Below are 16,259 nucleotides of genomic sequence, written 5' to 3' on the forward strand. Positions count from 1 at the left end.
TCCCGATGGCCGGCAGGCAGACGCTGATCGGCTCGGCCGTACTGGGGTGTGGGGCCATTGCGCTTGGCATTCTGGTGGGCAGCGGCAGCCTGCCCCTGCCGGGGCGTGGCAGTGAGGCCATCGTGGTGTTTGAAGGCCCGACCAACGGGCTGGATATCGGCTCGCCCGTCAACCTGCGCGGGGTGACGGTGGGCGCGGTCGAAAGCATGTCGGTCCGGGTCAATCCGGTTGATCACAGGACCTACATGCCCGTGACCATCCTGTTCGATCCGGCACACACGCCGGGCAGAGGCGACCTGCCGCCGCTATCCGAACTGGTCCACAGCGGATTGCGCGCCGAAATGGCGCTGCACAGCCTTGTGACGGGACAGACCGAGCTTGATCTGGACATGTCGCCCGCCACCCCCGCCGTGATGCATCCGGGCATGAGCCACCTGCCGGAAATACCGATGGGCCAGACGGCGCTGCAGCAGATGGAAAGCATGCTTGTCGCGACATCCGTCAAGCGGCTTCAGGGGGATCTTGCGGCTGCGATCGTGAGCATCCGCAGGCTGGCGGCGGACATAAACCGCGACCTGCCGGGCATGATCGCCAGCATCCGCACCACATCCACCCATAGCGAGGACGCGGTGCGCAGCATCCGCGCCGCCATGGCCGACATACAGAACCAGTCAGCCCGCACCATCAATGCGATGGACAGGCTGATAACCGCCAATGATCACCAGTTCGCCGCCCGCCATGCGGAGCTGGAGGCCCTGATCGACAATACGCACCACACCATGACACAGGCGCGTGAAGCCCTTGCCAGCCTGCGCGCCCTGACCGACCCGCAATCGCGTGACAGGCTCAATCTTGACGCTACGATGCGCGACATCATGGAAGCCGGTTACGGGCTGCGCGGATTCGCCAATGAAGTCGAAAGTAATCCGCAACTTCTGCTTATGGGACGCAACCAATGAAATCGCGCCAGCCCGCTGTCTCCCCTTCCCGTCTGCATCCGGCCCTGCGGGCGGGTGGCGGCCTGCTGCTTTCGGCCCTCATGCTGTCGGCCTGTTCTTCGGCGCCGGTGCGCTTCTACACGCTGGGGGCGCCCGCCATCGCAACCGGGGCGCTGTCTCCCACCACGACCAGTCAGCCGATTACCGGCGCAACCCCGGTCATCGAGGTCGAGCGCGCCCGCCTGCCGGATTATCTGGACAGTCAGGACATCATGGTCCGCGACGGGCATGAAATCGTGCGTAGCGGGCTGGGCCGGTGGGCCAGCCGACTGTCGGTGGGCGCGACAGACCTGATTACCGCCCGCCTTGCCCAGAAATGGCCGGACATGTTCGTAACCGACCAGCCGCAGCCGGACCGCCCCACATGGCGGCTTCAGCTCAATATCAGCCGCCTTGATGTCAGCCGGGATGGCAAATCCGCGCTCAATGCGGACTGGGCTATCATTCCGGAGGATTCGCGCGCCAACATCCTGCGCAACCGCACCGTCATCGTCACGGACGGCAATACCAGCGGGAACGCCAATATCGCCGGGGTGACGGAAAACCTGCTCAACGAACTGAGCAACCGGATCGAGGCGAGCTGGCCCACCGGGGAAGCCTCCACCCCCGCCGGACATCAGCACGGCCGACACTGATCCATCGGCAACGGGGACGGTTTTCGTGCCCCGAACACGGCTGAAACCTTCCCCCGCACGGGGCATTGGGTGCATAACCTTATGTAACCAAGGGAGGGTTTCCCCCATGCCGCGTGCCTTTTCCATTTCACCGCTTGCAGGCGGGCTTGTCGCATCCATGCTGCTGGCGGCAACCCCGGGCATGGCGCGGGCGGCTGGCGCGCCTGTCATCCTGGCGCAGCATCCCGGCACGGAACTGGACCGTCAGGCCCGCAGGCTGATGGTGGAAGACCTGCATACCGCCACCACACATGGCGAACGCCCGGTGCTGCTGACCGGATCGGGACAACTGTCCGATGACCCGTCGCGCACGGCGCTGTTCGTGCAGGTGCAATCCGTCAGCCTGTGCGGATCGGCGGGCTGTTCCACATCGGTTTACCTGCCCGATGCCCGGCGCAACTGGACACGGGTGCTGGATTCCGTAAGCGGGCCGGTCGTCATAACGCCCCAGACCCATGACGGCATGCACGACCTGCTGGTCGATGGTACGGACCGCTGGGTCTGGAATGGCACGACCTATACGGACACGCAGGCCACCACAGCCCCGTAAGGGTGCATGAGGATCGCCGGGTTTTTCAGGGAAAATGGAGCGGGTGAAGGGAATCGAACCCTCGTATGCAGCTTGGGAAGCTGCCGTTCTACCATTGAACTACACCCGCATGCGGGCTTTCTATACTGCACAAGCATGCCAGATGCAATCACCCCCATGCAGCACGGGCAGCAGTTGACGCACCCGGCCCTGATCCGCAATAAGCATCAATGTCCGGCGCGCCATGTGCCGGGCCCTCGTGATTTGATATGGCCGGCTTGCGGCGAGGTAAAACATACGCGCTAAAGAGGCCTGATCCCGTCGGCAGGGCGCGGGTATCATGGTTTCCACGGTCGTGAACCGCCCTTGCGGGCCTGACTTGGCGCACATGACCCGTGCGCACGGGTCGTGGTCCGCATATCCAGACCACCCTGTTTGCAGGAATTCACATCCGTCATGACTGACCAGCCTGATCCCAGAACCCTCCGCCCGGCAACGCGCCTGATCAATGCGGGCCTTGAGCGCACCCCCTACGGTGAAACCAGCGAGGCGATGTTCCTGACCTCCGGCTTTGTGTACGACAACGCCGAACAGGCGGAAGGCACATTTACCGGCGATGTCTCGCATTACCAGTATTCGCGTTTCGGCAACCCGACCGTATCCAACCTTGAACGCCGCCTGTGCGACCTTGAAGGCGCGGAATCCTGTGTGCTGACCGCCACGGGCATGGGGGCCGTCTCCTCCGCGCTACTGGCGCAGGTGCGTGCCGGTGACCGGGTCGTCGCATCGCGCGCCCTGTTCGGTTCGTGCCACTGGATCGTAGCCGAACTGCTGCCCCGCTACGGTGTGGAGACGGTGTTTGTCGATGGCGGCGATCTGGCCGCATGGAAGGATGCGCTGTCCAGACCCACCAGCGCCGTGCTGCTGGAAAGCCCGTCCAACCCGATGCTGGATGTGCTTGATATCCGCATGATCTGCGATCTCGCCCACAAGGCGGGCGCCATCGTGGTGGTGGATAACGTTTTCGCCACCCCGCTGTACCAGAAGCCGCTGGAACTGGGTGCGGACGTGGTCGTGTATTCATGCACCAAGCATATCGACGGTCAGGGCCGCGTGCTGGGTGGCGCGGTTCTGGGTAATGCCAAGTGGATTGACGAGGTGCTGCGCCCCTTCACCCGCAATACCGGCAACAGCCTGTCCCCCTTCAACGCGTGGGTCATGCTCAAGAGCATCGAGACACTTGCCCTGCGCGTAAACGCCATGACGCAGAATGCGGCAAAGGTGGCCGACTTCCTGGCGGACGCACCGGGCATCGCGCGCGTGTTCTATCCGGGCCGCAAGGATCACCCGCAGTATGAACTGGCGCAAAAGCAGATGTCCGCCGGTTCCACGCTGGTCGCGTTCGAGGTCGAAGGCGGCAAGGAAGAAGCCTTCGCCTTCATGAACGCCCTGCGCGTCATCTCGATTTCCAACAACCTTGGCGATGCGCGCTCCCTTGTCACGCACCCGGCCACGACCACACATATGAAGCTGGCCCCCGAAGAACGTGCCCGCCTTGGCATTACCGATGGCGCGATCCGCTTTTCCGTCGGGCTGGAAGATGCCGACGACCTGATTGACGACCTCAAGCGCGGCATTGCGGCGCTGGCAAACCGCTAACCCCCGAGGAGTTCCCCTCCATGAGCAAGAACAGGCCTTTCCCTCCCCCCGGTGGGGAAGGAGCGGAGTCCCCGCTGGGCGAGACAATGGACAACGCCCCCTGTTTCGAGGCGACGACCGACAATGTGCGCGTGGTGGTCCAGACCTTCTGGCTTGATGACCAGTCGGAACCCGATGAACACCGCTATGTCTGGGCCTACCGCATCCGTATCGAAAATCAGGGTACGGAAACGGTCCAGCTCCTGCGGCGAAGCTGGCGCATCGTGGATGGACAGGGCCGGATCGAGCGGGTGGATGGTGATGGCGTGGTAGGCGAACAGCCGCTTATCGACGCCAGCGCCAGTTTCGAATACATGTCAGGTGCTGCCCTTGAAACGCCCACGGGCTTCATGGGGGGCACTTACCACATGATCTGCCCGGCCAGCCGGCAGCATTTCGATGTCACCATACCCGTGTTCAGTCTGGACAGCCCGCACCACCCGACCATCCTGCACTAGCAAATTCCCCCTCTGCCGCGCATTCCCAAGGGACGCGCCCATGCAACAAGAACCCACATAATGAACGCCATCGATTCCCGCCCCTCCCGCACGGATGCAGAAGAAGCCGTACGCACCCTGCTGCGCTGGGCTGGTGAAGACCCCGACCGCGAAGGCCTGCATGATACACCCGAGCGGGTCATAAAATCATATGACGAATTCTTCTGCGGTTATGCCGAAGACCCCGTCGACCTGCTGCGCCGGACCTTTTCCGAAGTGGAGGATTATGACGAAATGGTCCTGCTGCGCGATATCCGCGTGGAAAGCCATTGCGAACATCATATGGTGCCGATCATCGGCGTGGCGCATGTGGCCTATCTGCCGCGCAAGCGCGTTGTCGGGATTTCCAAGCTGGCCCGCGTGGTCGATGCCTATGCCCGGCGTTTCCAGATCCAGGAACGCCTGACGGCCCAGATCGCCAACACCATCAACGAAGAACTCCAGCCCTACGGTGTGGGCGTGGTCATTGAGGCATCGCACCAGTGCATGACCACACGCGGCGTGCATCGTCCCGGCGTGTCGATGGTGACAAGCCGCATGCTGGGCACCTTCCGCAGCAATTCGGACACAAGGCGGGAATTCCTGTCGATCCTGAACCGTCCGCCCATGAACAGCAGCGGCATCTGAACATGACAGCGCCGGGGCCGCACATGACGCGCCCCGGCAGACGGTTCAGAGCGTGACCTTCGCCCCAAGCACGGCGATGAACTGCGCAAGCCATGCGGGGTGGGCAGGCCATGCGGGGGCGGTCACCAGCCTGCCATCCGTTATCGCCGCGTCCATGGCGATATCGGCGTAAACGCCATCCGCCAGTTCCACTTCCGGGCGGCAGGCGGGATAGGCCGACACCTTGCGACCCGAAATGATGCGCGCGGCAGCCAGCAACTGACCCGCATGGCAGATGGCGGCGATCGGCCTGTCGGCAAAGGCGCGGACCAGTTCGATCACCCGCGCGTCCAGCCGGAGGTATTCGGGCGCCCGCCCGCCGGGCAGCACCAGCCCGGCATAATCCTGATGGCGGATTTCATCGAAACTGGCGGTCAGGGCAAAGCGGTGGCCCGGCTTTTCGCTGTAGGTCTGCGCGCCTTCGAAATCGTGAATGGCGGTCAGGACATGCTCGCCCCGGCTGCGGCCCGGACAGACCGCATCCACCTGGTAGCCCAGCATGGTCAGCGCCTGAAACGGCACCATGACCTCATAATCCTCGACATAATCGCCAGCGAGAAGCAGCAGTCTGGGTGTGGCCATTATCCGTTTCTTTCCTTCAGTGCCCGTGTCCAGCATCCGGGCCGGGGGCAAGATGTTCGCGCAGGCGGGGCATGAGTTCCACGAAGTTGCAGGGCACATGGCGACTGTCGAGCTGCCAGACGAGAATATCGTCCCACCCGTCCTTCACCGCGCCGGACGAACCGGGCAGCGCGAACAGGTAGGTTCCCCCCGCCACCCCGGCCAGCGCACGGGACTGGATCGTGGACGTGCCGATCTTCTGGTAAGACAGCATGCGGAACAGTTCACCGAACCCTTCGATACGCTTCTCGATCACCTGCCCGAACGCTTCGGGGGTGACATCGCGCCCGGTTACACCGGTGCCGCCGGTCGAGATGACGACATCAACATGCTCATCCGCGATCCAGCCAGACAGGGTGGCCGCGATCTGGCGCGCATCATCGGGCACGATGGCGCGTGCGGCCACGATATGCCCGGCACCGGCAATGCGGCTGGCAAGGATATCGCCCGACCGGTCCGTTTCCGGTGTGCGGGTATCGGATACCGTCAGGACCGCGATGCGGACCGGCAGGAAGGGTCTTTTCATATCAAGGCGCGACATGCGGCCATGTTCACCATTCCGGCAGCCAGACGTCAACGGTCCGGAACGCCCGGGGCCTGCTGGATATAAAGAAATCAGTAATATGTGAGAAGAAGCGTAAACTTACGATGTATTTGTGCGTTGCACAAAAAGATATAACAAAGATTAGCGAAGCACTGTATCAATATATTGCTATAACAAAAAAATCCTCTTTACGATTATTTTACATACCTTTAGTTTTTTCATAATTCCCCTCCCAAGGTTTATAATAGGCATGAAATATGCTATCGATGTGCGGATGATCAGAACATTTACCCGCTTTTTAATACCGTTCCCCCTGTTTCTTCTGGCGCTTTTCACCCTGAGCGCGCCCGCACGGGCGCAGGCCATCGCAGGTGAAGGTCAGGGCGTCGTGGGCTCCCAGCCCAGCCTGAACGTCAATTCCCGACGGAATGTTTCCGTACAGGACCCGGGACAGTTTTTCAGCGCGCCCTACGGCAACCAGCATTTTTTTGGTGAGTGGGCGGGGCTGCAGCCCTTCCTGCTGCGCCATGGCGTGCATATTGAAGCCGACGTTCATGAAGAACTGGCAGGCAACTTCCGCGGCGGCGCCAAGCAGGGCGTGACGGATGCGGGACAGGTCGGTGTGGAAATTGACATCGACTGGAACAAACTGGCGGGTGGCCCGAAGAATTTCTGGACGCATACCATGATCGTGAACGGCCATGGCCGTAACGACAGTACCGACTACATCCACGATTCCCTTGCGGGCGTGCAGCAGATCTATGGTGCCCGTGGTAACGTGGTCGCCCATCTTGTCTACATGTATGCCGAACAGGCGCTGTTCCATAACCGGCTGGATATCAGCGCGGGCTGGATTCCGGTGGGCAGCTTCTTCGCCGCTTCCCCCCTGTACTGTGACTTCATGAACGTATCGATATGCGGCAACCCCGCACCGGGCAAATACGTGCCGGGCGGGCGTGACTGGCCTTCGGGCAACCTTGGTGTGGTGATGCGCGTCATGCCCACGGTCGATACCTACATCATGGCCGGTATGTTCGCGGTTTCACCCCATGCCTATAACGGCGGCATTTCGGGCTGGTCATGGGCGCAGAGCGGCCTTGGCAAGTTCTCTACCCCGGTGGAAATCGGCTGGCTGCCCGAATTCGGCCGCAACCACCTCGCCGGTCACTACAAGGCGGGTTACGGCTATGACAACTCGCAGTACAATGACCTGTATTCGGATATTAACGGCCACTCCGCCGTCCTGACGGGCCTGCCCTTCCGCAAGCAGTCCGGTGTCAGCACGGCATGGTTCCAAGCCGACCAGATGATCATGCGCAATGGCGCGGGGCCCACCAACGGCCTGATCGCGCTGGCGGGGTACATGTATACTTCGGGCAAGATCTCGGCGATGAAGGACCATACCTGGGCCGGCATCGTGGAAACCGGTGCGCGGTGGGGCCGTCCCCTCGATACGCTGGGCGCGATGTTCCATTATTTCGAGATGAGCCGGGCTTCGGTGCTGCAGCAGGAATCCTCGATCCTTGCAGGGACGCCGTTCCTCACCAACCAGTGGGGCAAGGCGTGGGGCATCCAGACGCATGAGAATGTTTACGAGCTTTTCTACAACATTCACACCGCGCGCGGCATGAGCTTCCAGCCGGATTTCCAGTATATCAACCGCCCCGGCGGCACGACCACGTATCATGATGCGGCGGTGATGGGCCTGCAGTTCAACTGCATCCTGTAAAACGGTCTTCATCCCCACGACGACGCGCGGTATGGGAGGCGGATCATGACCGATTCCCTCCCCCTGCTGGCCCATGCCGCACTGGCGCATTATGGCCTGCCCGATGCGCAGGCCAGCCTGCTTTCCATTTCCGAAAACGTCATGTTCCGTGTCGATACGGCTACGGGGCAACGCTATGCGCTGCGCCTGCACCGTCCCGGCTACCACAGCGTCACTGAAATCAACAGTGAACTGGCGTGGCTGGATGCCCTGCGCGATTCCGGGGTGGAAGTACCGGTGCCGGTGCCGGGGACCGATGGCGCGCGTATCCATACGCTGCCGATGCCCGATGATACTGTCCGCCATGCTGTCATGTTCGCATGGATGGATGGGACCGAACCCACACCCGATATTGATCCCGCAGCCTTTACCCGTCTGGGCCGCATCACCGCCCGGCTGCATGACCACAGCCGACGCTGGGTTCGGCCACAGGGGTTCATCCGCAAGATATGGACACCGGACACCATGACCGGGCCCCATGCCCTGTGGGGCCAGTGGGAAGACGTTCCGGGCATGACGGATGCAGCACGCGAACTGATTGCGGACTGCCTGATACGCATCAATGCGCAACTGGACGATTACGGCCAGCCGGAGCAGCGATTCGGGCTGATCCATGCCGACCTGCGGCTGGCGAACCTGCTTGTCAGTGATGACCGGACACGCCTGATCGACTTTGATGACTGCGGCATAAGCTGGTTCATGCAGGATCTGGCAGCCGCCCTGAGTTTCCATGAAGATCACCCGCAGGTTCCCCGCTGGATCGATCACTGGCTGCGCGGGTATGTGACGGCAGGGCATATGGATCAGGCCGATCTGGATATCCTGCCCGCCCTGATCATCCAGCGGCGAATCCAGCTTCTGGCATGGACCGGCACCCATCGGCATACCCGGCAGGTCGAAAGCCTTGGCACCGATTGGTTCCCGCGCACGCTTGGCCTGTGCCGTGCATGGGCGGATGGCCGGTTCCTGCGCCATATTGGCTGAAATCCGCGCCTGAAATCCCGCATCCGTCCGCCCGGTCATGATGCTGAACGCGCGATATAAATTTAAATTTATATGAAGAAATTCTTTTTGGACCAGCTATGTCTTTTATGCCCTATTTCCAACATATATGACCGCTATGTAATGTGTCGTTCGGTTAACAGCCATCCAGCCGGAGCACGACCTGTCCTTGGCACCTAGCGGAAAAGCAGCAATGACCCCTGCAATCAACACAACCGCCCCGTCCCCCGCAACGGCGCCCGTTCCGGCCACGGCCCTGCCCATGGCAGCGGATGAACTCCCGATCCGGTCGCAGACCACACGCATGATCTATTCCCGTCATCGCCGTGCGCTGCGCGATTACGCCCGCAAACTGGACCGGGCTGTCGAACCGTCCTGATCCCGGTAGGGGTTTATTCCCCACTCACAACCACAATCAGACAGGCTCCCGCCGCACCGTTCAGGCTGATCGCTGCAGCAGGGCGGCCAGCGCCTGCCGGGTTGGCGTCGTAAGATCGTCCGGCAGGCAGTCGGGCGCGAACCATTGCGGCCCTTCATGCTTTTCCGGCTCCATCAGGGCCGGCTCCCCCTGCCATGACATGACCAGATAGACCGGGGAAACCCAGTGATGGCCACCGATGGCGTCCATTTCCTCCACCAGGCACAGCAGGTCGCGCGCCTGTATGGTTATGCCCAGTTCCTCATGAATTTCGCGTTCAGCCGCATGGGCTGTCGTCTCATAGGGATCGACTTTTCCACCCGGCAGACCCCAGCATCCCGCTTCCAGCCCCCGCAGGCGACGTAGCAGCAGGATACGGCCATCACTGTCGATAATCGCCGCGCCACAGCCTACGCGCGGTCCGGTCGTGTTCGCCATGTCCTGCCTCTCCCGTAAAGATCGCGTGCCCCCATACGACAGGGGGTGCCCGAAGGCACCCCCTGACACCTGAAAATCCCTGCCGCCTAGCGCGCTGCGGGCGGGCGGGCATTGGCGGTGGCTACACGCCGCCCCCACGAAATCAGGTCGCTGGTGCAGTCATCACGGTCGATCACACATTCGATCAGGGTTGGACCATCCCGGTTCTCAAGAGCGGCCGCAATCGCCTTTTCCATTTCCGCCCCGGTGGTGGCGCGGAAACCCTTGCCGTGGCCATCTTCCGCGTTGAATACGGACATAAGCCCCGCATAGTCCCAGTTCTTGATGTTGTTGTACGGGCCATCGTGAATCTGGACCTCGATGGTGTAGCCGCGGTTATTGATCAGGAAAATGATGACCGGCAGCTTGAGCCGGACCATCTGTGCCACTTCCTGCGCGGTGAGCTGGAAGGACCCATCGCCAATCATCGCAATGATCCGGCGTTCCGGTTCCGCCACCGCGTAACCGAACGTGGCCGGCACCGACCAGCCGATATGGCCCCACTGCATTTCCAGTTCCACGCGCGCGCCACGTGGCAGCTTCATCTGGATGGCATTGAACCACGAATCGCCGGTTTCCGCGATGACCGTGGTATCGGGCGTCAGCAGGTTCTGGATCTGACGCGCCATTTCCGCACGGACCAGCGGCGCGGTGGGGGCGGCAGGTGCAGCCTGTCCGGCCGGGGTGTGGATGCGACGGTATTCAACCAGTGTCGCATCCTTTTTCGGCTGGCCTTTCAGCCGTTCGATCAGGGCATCGATCACGTCACGCAGATGAATTCCATCAAATGCCTTGCCCCCGGCGGCAATATGGCGGCCATCCATCAGCGCGACATTCTCGCCCTTCGGCCACGCCGTCCAGCCCACGGTGGAATAGTCGTTGAAAACCGGCGCAAGGCACAGGATGCCATCGGACCAGTCGAATATCTGCTGCGCCTTGGGGCTGCTGACATCGCCCCAGTACGTGCCGACATAGCCTGCATGATCTTCGGGGAAGAAGCTCTTGGCGGCGGCCATGGTCGCCACGGCGCAGCCCAGCGCATCGGCCAGACGGATGGCCGCATCCTCGCACCCTGCGGCGCGCAGGCGGCTGCCGATCAGCATGACAGGCTTCTTGCGGGCCGCGATGAAGCTGGCCAGTTCATCCACCGCCAGGCGCAGGGTATCCGCATCGGACGGGGCATCGGCCAGAATGGCGCCCACCGGGCCGGGACGTGAGCAGGGCTGCGGGGCGATATTGCACGCGATCTCGATATAGGCGGGCTTCTTTTCGCGCAGGGCGGTGCGCAGCGCATGGTCGATCAGGACCGGCGCATCCTCGGCGCAGGTGATGGAAACGGCGGCGCAGGTCAGCCGTTTGGCGATTTCAAGCTGGTAGCCGTAATCGGGCGTGCCGATGGTGTGGTGCAGGATGTGCCCGCTGCCATGGTCGTTGGAATTGGGCGCGCCCGAAATCAGGATGACGGGCAGGTTTTCGGCATAGGCGCCACCAATGGCGTTCAGCGCGGACAGCGCGCCCACGCTGAAGGTCACGACCGCCGCCGCAGCCCCGTTTGCGCGGGCATAGCCTTCGGCGCTGAAGCCGCAATTGAGTTCGTTACAGCAATAGACCTGTTTCAGGCCGTCGATTTCCAGAAGCTGGTCCAGCAGGACGAGGTTGTAGTCCCCCGCCACTGCAAAATGATCCTTAAGCCCGATCTGTGTCAGACGTTCACCAAGATAATGGCCGACTGTATATGTCATTATTCAGACTTTCCTTCCCTTGTGCGGGCGCATACGCGCCCGTCCCCATCGGGTGGGGAACACATGCCGAAAGGACGGCAGAACTAGCCCAGACTTTCGGCAACCCAGTTCCGGCGCCTGGTGGCCTGACCGATACCGGGATTGAAACAGTTGCATGGATCAAGCTGGCGGTAATGGGCCAGCACATCGTCAGGCGCTGCATAAAGATGGCCGAAATTATGTTCCGCCGGATAGCGTGCGCCACGCCTGTCCAGCAGCGGCAGCATCCGGTGTTCCAGCGCCATGCAGTCATAGCCTTTGCGCACCACGTAATCCTGATGCATCACGTGGCACAGGTAATGACCGTAATACAGTTTGACGATGATTTCGTCCTCGATGTCCTTGGGCAGCACCTCGAACCATTCCCGGTCGTTCCGGCGCAGCGCCACGTCAAGGGCCACGATGTTCTCGGTCGTGTCGGTATGGACATTGCGGTAACGGATCGCGGCGCCAGCGGCGGCAAAGCGGTGCAGGAACGCCTTGGAACCCTCATCGGGGGTACATTCGAAAAAGTCCCCTTCATGCGTCGCGAAATGGCTTTTCAGGAAATCACGCGCTTCCTGCGCGCCTGATGCGCTGACCTTGAGCATCAGGTGATGTTCAAACCGGTCACGGTAGTCGCGCATCCGCGCAGGCAGGTGCTGCGGAAAGAAACGGCTCATGAACTGCATGGCGCGGTCACTGAAATGCTTTGGCAGAAAGCTGAAGCGATCAGCAATCCGGTCGAACGCATTCTTCATGGCAAACATGGCCGGCAGGCGTTTCGTGCCGATCATCCGGATGATGACGAAGGTGTCCTTGCCATACTTCTCGGCAATGTTGAATGCGTCGCGATGCAGGTATTCCCCCGCGATCGGCAGTTCCGTGAAGGAGGACAGGATGTGGCGGCGCACATCTTCCAGCACGTCCGTCGCGTTGGTGCCGATATAGAAAACAACCGGGTTCTTCTCGGCCTCGAACGTATCAAGGCGGACAGCGAACAGCCCCAGCTTGCCCGCACAGCCCGACCCTTCGTGCAGGCGGCGCAGATCGGCGTTGTAGCGGGCCGGGGTATCGGCATCCACTTCACGCACATGCCGGGCGTAATCATCGTCATGCCCGCGCCCGGCCTGCCAGTTGATGCTGGATTCGGGAAAGTTGCCTTCCTCCACCCGGCGCAGGATGTCCTCGGGATCATCGCCCAGTTCGATGCCCAGATGGTTGACCAGTTGCAGCCGCCCCGTTTCGGACACCTGCGCGAACAGCGCCATGTCGGTATAGGCCGGGCCGCGGCGGACCAGCGCGCCACCCGAATTGTTGCTGACGCCACCGAAGACCGATGCCCCGATACAGGACGATCCGATAACGGAATGCGGCTCGCGCCCGATGGGGGCGAGCATGTTCTCAAGCTGGTCCAGCGTGGCGCCGGGCAGGCAGACGACCTGTCTGCCATCTCCGATCAGGTGGATCGTACGCATGCGCATGCTGTGCACGATCACGATGTCACGGTCATAGGTGTTGCCATCGGGAGTGGAACCACCGGTCAGGCCGGTATTGGCCGCCTGCATGATAACGATGACGCCAGCCTGCACGCAGGCCTGAAGCACGCGCCACTGTTCCACCAGCGAACCGGGCATGACAACCGCAAGCGCCCGCCCTTCCCCGAAGCGGAATCCACGACGGTAGGGCAGTGTGGCCCCGTCCTCGGTCAGCACATGGTGATGACCGACGATATCCTTGAGTTCCGTAACCAGATCCACGCCCGCAAGCGATGACATGTCCTGTGCCATTTCCAGCATTCTTCGTTTTCCTAGATACCATGTACAAAACGTCAGCCTGCTTTAACGGATCAGGCACGTTCATGGTATGTGGCTGTCAGTCTGGCATGTTCCGCATGATGGCACTTACGCATAAAATGCTCATGTCATATGCCCGGACAGACCGGCCCGCCGCCCGTTCGGGCTGTTGCGGGGCGGATTTTGTGGCAGGGCGTCCTTACGCCGCCGCCGATGTTTCACCCAGTGTGGCCAACGGCTTCATGAGCAGGTGATTCTGCGAATAATCGACCGGAACCGAGATCACCACCGGCCCTTCGGCTTCCATGGCTTCGCGCAATGCGCCCGCCACGCCATCGGCTGACTGGACGGCAATACCCTTCGCCCCGCAGGAACGGGCGAACATGGCGAAGTCGATGGGGCCGAATTCCACACCGGAACCACGACCGTACTTCTTCTTTTCCTGCATTTCCACCATGTTGTAGGCCTGATCGACCCAGACCATGTGAATGAGGTTGCACTTCAGCCGCACCGCCGTTTCCAGCTCCATGCACGACATCATGAACCCGCCATCGCCGGATATGGAAATCACCTTCTGCGCCGGATTGACCAGACTTGCGGCAATGCCCCACGGCAGGCCGACGCCCATGGTCTGCTGGCCGTTGCTGATCAGCATCTGACGCGCGCGGAAGGACAGCAGGTAACGCGCCAGCCAGATGTGGAAGGTGCCCATGTCCAGGCACATCGTGACATCGGGGGTGATGAACTGTTCCAGTTCACGCACGATCTGTAGCGGATGGACCGCCGTGTTGCTCGTGCTGCGCGCGCCAGACAGCGCGGACAGGCGCGTGGCGTGATACTGCGCCAGGATCGTTTCAAGCTGGGGGGCACGCGGCAGCCTGCCCGCCTGGGCTGCAAGGGCGCGGACGGATGCGGCGATATCGCCAACCAGTTCAACCGCCGGGTCGTAATGGGTATCGAGTTCGGCGGCCACTACATCGACATGCACGATCTTGCGGCCATTATCGACATTCCACAGCCACGGATCGTATTCGATCGGGTTGTAGCCGATGGAAATGACCAGATCGGCCTCATGCAGCAACTGGTCGCCCGGCTGGTTGCGGAACAGGCCCACGCGGCCACCAAAACGGTCGGACAGTTCCTGCGATACCGCCCCGGCAGCCTGATAGGTGCCAATAACCGGCGCGCCTGTCGTCGCCACCAGCGCGCGCACCGCGTCGGACACGTCGGGACGGCTGGCCAGCAGGCCAAGCAGGATGACCGGGCGCTGGGCCTTGCGCACCAGTGCCAGCGCCTCGTTCACCGCCTCGACAGGGGCGGCGCCCGGCGTGGGCAGCTTGCGCCCGGCCAGAACATTGCCCTGTGCCGGCATGGACAGGATATCCATGGGCGTACTGACGAAGGCAGCACCCGGGCGGCCACTTTCGGCAAAGCGCAGGGCGTTGGCCATCACTTCCGACACGGCGGCGGGGGACGTGATTTCCGCGCTGTATTTGGTGATCGGCTGGAACAGGGCGACGGTGTCCATGCTCTGGTGGGTCAGCTTCAGCCGGTCGGCCAGCTTGACCGCGCCGCCAATGGCCAGCACCGGATCGCCTTCGGAATTGGCGGTGGCCAGACCCGTCACGAAGTTGGACGCGCCGGGGCCGGATGTGGCGATCGCAACGCCTGCCTTGCCAGTCAGCCGCCCGATGCCGCCCGCGATGAAGGCGGCGTTCTGTTCATGACGGGTCACCACCGTTTCGATGGGCGAGTCGACCAGTGCGTCGAACAATCGGTCCACCTTCGCGCCCGGAATGCCGAATACATGGGTGGTGCCATGCGCAACCAGATTGCGCACGATCATGTCCGCCCCGCACTGTGGCGCGGGCGACTGGGTCTTGTCAGTCATGATATGGTATCCTGAACCGTTGGCGCCGCAGCCCTGCGCGCGCGATCATCTCAGTGGGGCGGGGGATGATCCCTAGCCGCCCTCGGCCACGCGAATGGCTTCGTGAATGTTTTCGGGGGAGAGGTTGGCGCGCGCGAACTGCTCCGTGCGGGGAAGCTGGATTTCCACATCGGAAATGACCCCGACTTCCAGCCGCCCCTTCAGCACCGCGTAATCGGTCAGGTGCCCGCCACGACGCCCGTCTTCCGTCAGGAAGTGCAGGTGATAGCCCGCGACATTGACGCCCTGCATGTAACCTGGCGTGCGGAAACCGAGCATGGTGCCGGTGGAGGCCCCGAGCTGCATGGTCGGCTGGCGGGCGACCACGTCCAGCATCGGCGGATAGGGGCGGCACTGGCAGAATACGGTGCGGGTTTCGACACGTTCGAACATGCCGGTAAAGCGCACGGCGGCAAACAGGTTGGGATTGTTGACAAGCTGGTCGACAATCGCCTCGAAGCCTTCCTTGTCGCGCGCCGTGTCGATCATGTACTCCTTCTCCGGGTTGAAGAAGGTGACGCAGGCAAATGGCGTCTTGAGATCGCCCGGCACGCGCCCGGCCTGTCCATCGGCGCGGAACTGGTGGATCACGCTGTCATTGACGATCATTTCGCCATCCAGCGCGTTGAAGGTGCCCAGCCCGAAATTGCCGTGCATCAACAGTTCGTCAAGCGTGGTTTCGCCATCGTACACCGCGTCCAGCAGGGCCGCCATTGTCGATGTCTGATAAAGTCGGTTCATGCGGGGACGTACACCCGTCGCATCCGCGGCGCTGGACCGGGTATCGACATCGCCCAGCGAGTAGCATTTCAGCTTCAAGACCTCAGCCTCCTGCAACGGAAAAGGAATGCGTCCGGCATCCCCCGTCTTCCGGTCATATG

16 protein-coding genes, 1 tRNA gene and 1 riboswitch are annotated in these 16,259 nt (G+C 62.0%); of the genes, 9 read left to right on the forward strand and 8 right to left on the reverse strand.

The window, feature by feature from the left end; translation table 11 throughout:
* Positions 1-5 precede the first annotated feature (5 nt).
* From KSAC_RS08035 to KSAC_RS08045, 3 genes are all read left to right on the forward strand, one after another.
* On the forward strand, positions 6-959 hold the full coding sequence (locus tag KSAC_RS08035) for an MlaD family protein (RefSeq protein ID WP_243705149.1): 954 nt from the start codon (positions 6-8) through the stop codon (positions 957-959).
* Positions 956-1,633, forward strand: a complete 678-nt coding sequence (locus KSAC_RS08040; RefSeq protein WP_110547005.1) for a PqiC family protein — start codon at positions 956-958, stop codon at positions 1,631-1,633. Before KSAC_RS08035 ends, KSAC_RS08040 begins: the two co-directional genes overlap by 4 nt.
* Positions 1,634-1,739: 106 nt before the next feature.
* Complete coding sequence (locus KSAC_RS08045; protein WP_243705150.1) at positions 1,740-2,222, forward strand: hypothetical protein; 483 nt, start codon at positions 1,740-1,742, stop codon at positions 2,220-2,222.
* 35 nt (positions 2,223-2,257) lie between these two features.
* Here the strand turns inward: KSAC_RS08045 and KSAC_RS08050 are convergent.
* A tRNA-Gly gene (locus KSAC_RS08050) sits at positions 2,258-2,331 on the reverse strand.
* A 116-nt stretch (positions 2,332-2,447) separates the two neighbouring features.
* A riboswitch (SAM riboswitch) is annotated at positions 2,448-2,528 on the forward strand.
* A 129-nt stretch (positions 2,529-2,657) separates the two neighbouring features.
* Between KSAC_RS08050 and metZ the strand changes: the two genes are divergently transcribed.
* The 3 genes from metZ (at position 2,658) to folE (ending at position 5,023) form a co-directional block, all read left to right on the forward strand.
* Positions 2,658-3,860, forward strand: a complete 1,203-nt coding sequence (metZ, locus tag KSAC_RS08055; protein WP_102325479.1) for an O-succinylhomoserine sulfhydrylase — start codon at positions 2,658-2,660, stop codon at positions 3,858-3,860.
* A gap of 86 nt (positions 3,861-3,946) precedes the next feature.
* Positions 3,947-4,357, forward strand: a complete 411-nt coding sequence (gene apaG / locus KSAC_RS08060) for a Co2+/Mg2+ efflux protein ApaG (RefSeq protein ID WP_102325478.1) — start codon at positions 3,947-3,949, stop codon at positions 4,355-4,357.
* A 60-nt stretch (positions 4,358-4,417) separates the two neighbouring features.
* A complete protein-coding gene (folE, locus tag KSAC_RS08065; protein WP_132305040.1) occupies positions 4,418-5,023 on the forward strand; it encodes a GTP cyclohydrolase I FolE in 606 nt (201 codons plus the stop codon).
* 45 nt (positions 5,024-5,068) lie between these two features.
* Here folE and KSAC_RS08070 read toward each other — a convergent pair whose 3' ends face one another.
* Both KSAC_RS08070 and moaB read right to left on the reverse strand, forming a co-directional pair.
* Entirely contained in the window at positions 5,069-5,644 is a 576-nt protein-coding gene (locus KSAC_RS08070) for a DJ-1/PfpI family protein (RefSeq protein ID WP_110547078.1), read from the reverse strand.
* Positions 5,645-5,660: 16 nt separating this feature from the next.
* Entirely contained in the window at positions 5,661-6,224 is a 564-nt protein-coding gene (gene moaB, locus KSAC_RS08075) for a molybdenum cofactor biosynthesis protein B (RefSeq protein WP_132305042.1), read from the reverse strand.
* 253 nt (positions 6,225-6,477) lie between these two features.
* Here moaB and KSAC_RS08080 point away from each other — a divergent pair, with 253 nt between their 5' ends.
* The 3 genes from KSAC_RS08080 to KSAC_RS08090 all read left to right on the forward strand — a co-directional run bounded on the left by KSAC_RS08080 (position 6,478) and on the right by KSAC_RS08090 (position 9,376).
* Positions 6,478-7,956: a carbohydrate porin gene (locus KSAC_RS08080; RefSeq protein WP_102325474.1), complete on the forward strand. Its 1,479-nt coding sequence runs from the start codon at positions 6,478-6,480 to the stop codon at positions 7,954-7,956.
* Between the two features lie 45 nt (positions 7,957-8,001).
* The gene (locus tag KSAC_RS08085; RefSeq protein ID WP_132305044.1) at positions 8,002-8,979 is read left to right on the forward strand and encodes a phosphotransferase enzyme family protein; all 978 of its coding nucleotides are present in this window, start codon (positions 8,002-8,004) and stop codon (positions 8,977-8,979) included.
* A gap of 211 nt (positions 8,980-9,190) precedes the next feature.
* A complete protein-coding gene (locus KSAC_RS08090; RefSeq protein ID WP_132305046.1) occupies positions 9,191-9,376 on the forward strand; it encodes a hypothetical protein in 186 nt (61 codons plus the stop codon).
* Between the two features lie 60 nt (positions 9,377-9,436).
* Here the strand turns inward: KSAC_RS08090 and KSAC_RS08095 are convergent, their stop codons facing one another.
* From KSAC_RS08095 to budA, 5 genes are all read right to left on the reverse strand, one after another.
* The gene (locus KSAC_RS08095) at positions 9,437-9,853 is read right to left on the reverse strand and encodes an NUDIX domain-containing protein (RefSeq protein ID WP_132305048.1); all 417 of its coding nucleotides are present in this window, start codon (positions 9,851-9,853) and stop codon (positions 9,437-9,439) included.
* 86 nt (positions 9,854-9,939) lie between these two features.
* Complete coding sequence (locus tag KSAC_RS08100; RefSeq protein WP_132305050.1) at positions 9,940-11,634, reverse strand: alpha-keto acid decarboxylase family protein; 1,695 nt, start codon at positions 11,632-11,634, stop codon at positions 9,940-9,942.
* Between the two features lie 83 nt (positions 11,635-11,717).
* Positions 11,718-13,451, reverse strand: coding sequence for a D-lactate dehydrogenase (dld, locus tag KSAC_RS08105; protein ID WP_132305052.1), 1,734 nt, complete (start codon positions 13,449-13,451; stop codon positions 11,718-11,720).
* A gap of 196 nt (positions 13,452-13,647) precedes the next feature.
* Positions 13,648-15,339: an acetolactate synthase AlsS gene (alsS, locus tag KSAC_RS08110; RefSeq protein ID WP_102325468.1), complete on the reverse strand. Its 1,692-nt coding sequence runs from the start codon at positions 15,337-15,339 to the stop codon at positions 13,648-13,650.
* A gap of 72 nt (positions 15,340-15,411) precedes the next feature.
* Positions 15,412-16,215 carry an acetolactate decarboxylase gene (gene budA / locus KSAC_RS08115; protein ID WP_371207534.1) on the reverse strand — a complete coding sequence of 268 codons (804 nt, stop codon included), beginning with the start codon at positions 16,213-16,215 and terminating at the stop codon, positions 15,412-15,414.
* Between the last annotated feature and the right edge of the window lie 44 nt (positions 16,216-16,259).

Source organism: Komagataeibacter saccharivorans, assembly GCF_004348195.1.
GTDB classification, from domain to species: Bacteria; Pseudomonadota; Alphaproteobacteria; order Acetobacterales; family Acetobacteraceae; genus Komagataeibacter; species Komagataeibacter saccharivorans.

Coding starts and splice junctions, on each gene's coding strand:
- KSAC_RS08035 (WP_243705149.1), top strand. CDS start 6: ATGGCCGGCAGGCAGACGCTGATCGGCTCGGCCGTACTGGGGTGTGGG.
- KSAC_RS08040 (WP_110547005.1), top strand. CDS start 956: ATGAAATCGCGCCAGCCCGCTGTCTCCCCTTCCCGTCTGCATCCGGCC.
- KSAC_RS08045 (WP_243705150.1), top strand. CDS start 1,740: ATGCCGCGTGCCTTTTCCATTTCACCGCTTGCAGGCGGGCTTGTCGCA.
- metZ (WP_102325479.1), top strand. CDS start 2,658: ATGACTGACCAGCCTGATCCCAGAACCCTCCGCCCGGCAACGCGCCTG.
- apaG (WP_102325478.1), top strand. CDS start 3,947: ATGGACAACGCCCCCTGTTTCGAGGCGACGACCGACAATGTGCGCGTG.
- folE (WP_132305040.1), top strand. CDS start 4,418: ATGAACGCCATCGATTCCCGCCCCTCCCGCACGGATGCAGAAGAAGCC.
- KSAC_RS08070 (WP_110547078.1), bottom strand. CDS start 5,644: ATGGCCACACCCAGACTGCTGCTTCTCGCTGGCGATTATGTCGAGGAT.
- moaB (WP_132305042.1), bottom strand. CDS start 6,224: ATGTCGCGCCTTGATATGAAAAGACCCTTCCTGCCGGTCCGCATCGCG.
- KSAC_RS08080 (WP_102325474.1), top strand. CDS start 6,478: ATGAAATATGCTATCGATGTGCGGATGATCAGAACATTTACCCGCTTT.
- KSAC_RS08085 (WP_132305044.1), top strand. CDS start 8,002: ATGACCGATTCCCTCCCCCTGCTGGCCCATGCCGCACTGGCGCATTAT.
- KSAC_RS08090 (WP_132305046.1), top strand. CDS start 9,191: ATGACCCCTGCAATCAACACAACCGCCCCGTCCCCCGCAACGGCGCCC.
- KSAC_RS08095 (WP_132305048.1), bottom strand. CDS start 9,853: ATGGCGAACACGACCGGACCGCGCGTAGGCTGTGGCGCGGCGATTATC.
- KSAC_RS08100 (WP_132305050.1), bottom strand. CDS start 11,634: ATGACATATACAGTCGGCCATTATCTTGGTGAACGTCTGACACAGATC.
- dld (WP_132305052.1), bottom strand. CDS start 13,451: ATGCTGGAAATGGCACAGGACATGTCATCGCTTGCGGGCGTGGATCTG.
- alsS (WP_102325468.1), bottom strand. CDS start 15,339: ATGACTGACAAGACCCAGTCGCCCGCGCCACAGTGCGGGGCGGACATG.